The 395-nt window shown below is 63.5% G+C and carries 1 protein-coding gene; it reads right to left on the reverse strand.

What is annotated here, in order from left to right; translation table 11 throughout:
- The coding region (locus EXE44_RS18410) for an amidohydrolase family protein (protein ID WP_158293512.1) at positions 1–395 on the reverse strand (395 nt) is incomplete at both ends.

Genomic DNA, 395 nt, shown 5'->3' on the forward strand with positions numbered 1-395 from the left:
AGGCGCCACCCCTTCGACTCGCAGCGCCACTCGGCGGTGTACAGCTTCACGCCGGGGATGTCGTACTCCGCTTTGAGGTGTTCGAGGTAGCGCAGACCCTCCTCCCCGTCGCGCGGGTCGAAGCTCCCGTTCAAGACGAACCGCTCCGGATACTCCTCGGCGAGCTCGGCGTTCTGCTCTGTCGTGTTGAACCCCTCGTCGTAGAAGTCGTCGAGGTACGTGGGCTGGAAGATCGCCATGTCGGCGGCCGCGTTGCCGAACAGGTCCTCGGTCATCTTGTCGGCGCCGTAGTGCCGATAGGTGTCGATGTCCCACTGCTCCTCCTCCGGGGTGAACCCGGTGTGGTAGTCGTAGAAGCACTGGAGGAACTGTTCGCCCCCCTCGTGGATGATGTT

It is taken from the genome of Halorubrum sp. SS7 (assembly GCF_005435055.1).
Taxonomy (GTDB): Archaea; Halobacteriota; Halobacteria; order Halobacteriales; family Haloferacaceae; genus Halorubrum; species Halorubrum salinarum.